This window comes from Anaerosporobacter sp., from assembly GCF_965301125.1.
In genome coordinates this window covers 1-3,968 of sequence record NZ_CBDLAM010000269.1, presented here as the reverse complement: position 1 = coordinate 3,968, position 3,968 = coordinate 1, and the positions used below count along the sequence as shown (strand labels likewise).

At 32.4% G+C, this 3,968-nt stretch carries 9 protein-coding genes; 8 read left to right on the top strand and 1 reads right to left on the bottom strand.

The window, feature by feature from the left end:
• The 5 genes from ACW2QF_RS18455 to ACW2QF_RS18435 all read left to right on the top strand — a co-directional run.
• Positions 1 to 815 (top strand): DEAD/DEAH box helicase (locus ACW2QF_RS18455; protein ID WP_455717484.1); only part of this gene is annotated, 815 nt, incomplete at its 5' end.
• The gene (locus ACW2QF_RS18450) at positions 808 to 1,131 is read left to right on the top strand and encodes a hypothetical protein (protein ID WP_455715352.1); all 324 of its coding nucleotides are present in this window, start codon (positions 808 to 810) and stop codon (positions 1,129 to 1,131) included. The genes ACW2QF_RS18455 and ACW2QF_RS18450, both read left to right, overlap by 8 nt.
• Positions 1,128 to 1,607 (top strand): hypothetical protein, encoded by a 480-nt coding sequence (locus ACW2QF_RS18445; protein ID WP_455717483.1) that lies wholly within the window; start codon positions 1,128 to 1,130, stop codon positions 1,605 to 1,607. The genes ACW2QF_RS18450 and ACW2QF_RS18445 overlap by 4 nt, the downstream gene beginning before the upstream one ends.
• A gap of 22 nt (positions 1,608 to 1,629) precedes the next feature.
• Positions 1,630 to 1,803, top strand: a complete 174-nt coding sequence (locus tag ACW2QF_RS18440; RefSeq protein ID WP_455717482.1) for a hypothetical protein — start codon at positions 1,630 to 1,632, stop codon at positions 1,801 to 1,803.
• A 67-nt stretch (positions 1,804 to 1,870) separates the two neighbouring features.
• Positions 1,871 to 2,086: a hypothetical protein gene (locus ACW2QF_RS18435; protein ID WP_455717481.1), complete on the top strand. Its 216-nt coding sequence runs from the start codon at positions 1,871 to 1,873 to the stop codon at positions 2,084 to 2,086.
• A gap of 172 nt (positions 2,087 to 2,258) precedes the next feature.
• Here the strand turns inward: ACW2QF_RS18435 and ACW2QF_RS18430 are convergent, their stop codons facing one another.
• Positions 2,259 to 2,702, bottom strand: coding sequence for a hypothetical protein (locus ACW2QF_RS18430; RefSeq protein WP_455717480.1), 444 nt, complete (start codon positions 2,700 to 2,702; stop codon positions 2,259 to 2,261).
• 337 nt (positions 2,703 to 3,039) lie between these two features.
• On the opposite strand from ACW2QF_RS18430, the gene ACW2QF_RS18425 reads away from it, so the two are divergent.
• The 3 genes from ACW2QF_RS18425 to ACW2QF_RS18415 all read left to right on the top strand — a co-directional run.
• Positions 3,040 to 3,246: a hypothetical protein gene (locus ACW2QF_RS18425; RefSeq protein ID WP_455717479.1), complete on the top strand. Its 207-nt coding sequence runs from the start codon at positions 3,040 to 3,042 to the stop codon at positions 3,244 to 3,246.
• Between the two features lie 102 nt (positions 3,247 to 3,348).
• Positions 3,349 to 3,741, top strand: a complete 393-nt coding sequence (locus ACW2QF_RS18420; RefSeq protein WP_455717478.1) for a hypothetical protein — start codon at positions 3,349 to 3,351, stop codon at positions 3,739 to 3,741.
• A 4-nt stretch (positions 3,742 to 3,745) separates the two neighbouring features.
• The coding region (locus tag ACW2QF_RS18415) for a hypothetical protein (protein WP_455717477.1) at positions 3,746 to 3,968 on the top strand (223 nt) is incomplete at its 3' end.

Sequence of the window (3,968 nt, the reverse complement as noted above, 5' to 3'; positions counted from 1 at the left end):
AATTCAAGTATAGTTTTGATGTGATTATAGTTGATGAATGTCACAGATGCGCTGGTTCCCCAACAAGTGTAAGCATGTTTTCGAAGGTAATTAACTCACTTGCTGCAAGACATAAATATGGATTATCAGCAACAGTACATAGGAGTGATGGATTGATAAAGTCAACATTTGCTTTACTTGGTCCAGTAATTTATTCGGTACCAGAGTCAGCAGTAGCTGATAAGACTATGAAGGTAACAGTGTGGAAACGTAATACTGGAATAAAAGTATCAGAGTGTTGTTTGGATACTGATGGAACACTTATCTATCAAGAGATGATTAAATACTTATGTGAGGTCTATAACAGAAACAAGATGATTGGTGAGGATATCGATGTAGAGTACAGAGCAGGTCATAGCTGTTTAGTGCTATCAGATCGTCTTGAGCATTTAAAGGAAATACAGAATCATGCAAGTGAATTTATACCGGCTAGTGCAATGCGTTTTATTAATGGTTCTATGACAAGCAAGAAGGCTAGAGCAGAAAGAGTGCAGGCACTTGATGATATGAGAACTGGTAAAGCAAAAGTGCTATTCGCAAGTTATAGTTTGGCGAAAGAGGGACTTGATATACCTCAACTTGATAGATTGTTCTTAGCATTACCAAAAAAAGATTACGCGGTAGTTACTCAATCAATAGGTCGTATTGGCCGTACTGCTGACGGCAAAAAAGATGCTATATGCCTTGATTATGTAGATGACATTGGATTCTGTGAAAATGCTTGGAAGAAACGTAAGACAAGCTATAGGAAGAAAGGTTGTGTGATACATGACTGATGTAAAAGGAATCTATGCAGGAGTGTTCACGCTTTACAGATCTTACGGAAGTGAGGGGTTATTTAAAGCTATAGCCTCTAACCTTCCAACAACATCACAAGAGTTAGTACCTAAGATTCTTACTGATACCTATAACATATATACAAAGCACTTTAATGTGTATCTGGATGAAGAGTGGATTGAAGTGTGTAATGAAGTTCATGAACTATGCCATAAGTATCAATGCAAAATGTGTAATGACATATGTGTAGAGCTGCTGTGTGTGTTAGAAAGGATATTTTTATCAAAGAAGCAACCCAAGGAGGTAAGTCAATGAGGAAATTTATTAAAGTCTATATCAATAGTGAAATGGAAAATGAATATAAAGAATGTGCTGATTTGTATACAGATGGTATAGAGAAAGAATGTAATACATGCAGTTGCAATGGTGGCGATAACATAGGCTGCTTAATAGAGTGTAAGGAATATATAGAAGTAGATCCTAGTGAATTACGCAAGATAGCAATACATTACGGCTATGATAAGCAGAGTAGACAGTGCATTGAGGAGTGCTCCGAACTGATCCAGGCAATTAATAAATACTGGAGAAAGTTTCTTCAATGTGGAGAGAGAACTTCATTTGATTTCAATGATATGGTTAACAACAAGGAATACGAAAACCTGGTCGAAGAGATTGCAGACGTTGAGATTATGTTGGCTCAATTAAAGATGTTGCTTAAATGTGGGAATGAAGTTATTAAGGTATCCGATTTAAAAATAGTAAGACAAATAGAACGAATGAATAGTAAATGATAGTTTAGGGAATAAAGAGTGATTGAATGATAAGAGTAAGAAAGGGGAGTCATCTATGGTAAATGAGTACTATAAAGTAGTAGATGGATTCTGTACTTATTACGTAAACAAAAGTACAGGAGATAAGAAACTCAAACTTGATGAAAATGAAGTAGAAATTGAAAGAGAAGTAGATGATTTTACTAGGCAAAACTGAATTAGGATTTTGGAAAAGGTAGTCTACATCCTTAGTATTTAGACTATTGAGGCAGATTGGAGATAAAATGAGAGAGTGGAGTAATTTTAATAAAATACTTTTTATTACATTTTGTACAGGTTTGATATTGGGTGATATTATTTTGTGTATATTTAGTGAAAGTTTGTTTGCTTCTTTTGTTACATCATTATTAGCTATTGCTTCTGGTACTATATTTTATTGCTTTATTGGTATGATTGATTGTAGAGAAAAAATGAAGAATAAAGAAAGCAGTAATGAATGAAATATCACTTTGTAGTTTGTATACTTACAGAGAGAAATTACAGAACAAAATAATAAGAGGAAGAGTTAAAAACAATAGAAAATATATATAAATGGTGTCACAATTAGTGACACCATTGGAAGAATCTGAATATGTATAAACCTAGCTTTTGTAATTATAATTGCTTAATAGATTATTGCCACGAAGCACCCCAACCATTAATGTAAACAGTAGAATTATAATCAGGCTGTAAAGCAATATAGATTGATTTATCCTGAGATGATGCTGGAATTTTTATAAAAAACGTCATGTCGTCATTTACATTATAAGTGTGTATCTCACCATCATAAACCATTACAAGTTCAAAATTTGTCCTGTATGCAAGATTTACATAGAAGTAAAAATCATCTCCCGCAGGTACTTTCCAATAGTCAAATGTATAGGCATCTATTAGTACTGCATCTTGACCGCGATCTAATCTTAAAGGATCAGGGAGATAGGCAAATGAGCGACTATTTTCAGTTATTGTTTGATAAGTTAGACCTGAATTCGCTTTTGCTACATTAACGTTTAGTGGGCTTAAAGTAAGAACTAGTACACACATGAGAGAAACAATAATTTTAAGACTTTTTTTCATATAAACACCCTTTCTTTTATATTTTATAAATACAAAGTAACATACAAATTATGTAAATTAAATAGTAAAAATTACCCAATAACTCTAATGACACAATAATGTTGTTGAAAGTGTTATGAATGAATGTATGAAGTTATAGGGATGCTAAGCATAATCATGTAAAGGAAAATTAAGATTTATAGAACAAGAGGTGGACATGGAAGATTATTTTAACAGGTTATTTGAAAAATTTGAAGCTTTAAGTGATGAAGAATATGAACAACTATTAGTAGATGCAGGTATAGAAAATTGTCCATATGAAAATGAAGAGAATTAGGATTTAGTAGAGGTGATAAAGATGGATTGTAAAGTAACTGAATGTCTACACAATACTGATTGTAAATGTATAAACAATAATAATACTTTAAATACACCATCAAAAGGTATGGAGTGTTTGGGGTTTGATTATGATTGTGTGGTATGCCAAGAGATTGATTTTAGACATTATGAGTGTTCAGATTGTTGTTTATCAGAAGATGAATATTATGAGGAAGAAGACTGCTAAACAAATTTTACATAACATATCAAAACTAAAATTTAGTGAAGCTAGTAAACGGTGATAAGAAAATTATATAACCATTTTTACAAATAAGAGAGGAGCGTTACAATGGCAAAGATCACAAAGGAACAGAAACTTTATCTAGAGGGTATGGCTCATGCGTTACAAATAGCCAATAAAGAAGGTATAGAGGGTTTAACCAGAGAAGTAAATTATCGTGGTGCCAATAACCTACCTTTGAATGTAAAATCTACAGAATTAACAGCAATAGCACGTATGAGGTCAAAAGAAGAACTAATGATTATAGCAACAGCGATGGCGGATACAATGAATACTGATATGAAGTTACCACCGAGTGTCATATTAGACTTTCTTCGTAAGTTTAATAGCAAGGTAGATATATTTAGATATGATAAAGCATCATTAGAAAAGACTCAGTCAAAATTAGATAGTATGTATGCACTAAATGAAACACTTAAAAAATTCAATGAGGAGGAATAAGATTATGGTAAGAGAAGAGATTTTAAAGAATTCAAATGAATTAGTAAATCAGATATATGAAAAGATGAGAGTTATTGAATCATGTGATGCAATTGTAGATAAGGTAAAGGACTTAGATATTTGTTTCAATGATAATGAACAAAGTATCATAGCATTAGAAGGTGTACTTAGTGTAGATCAGCTTACAGGAATCAGAGGCAATATTCTTGATGTAATCAATAATAATG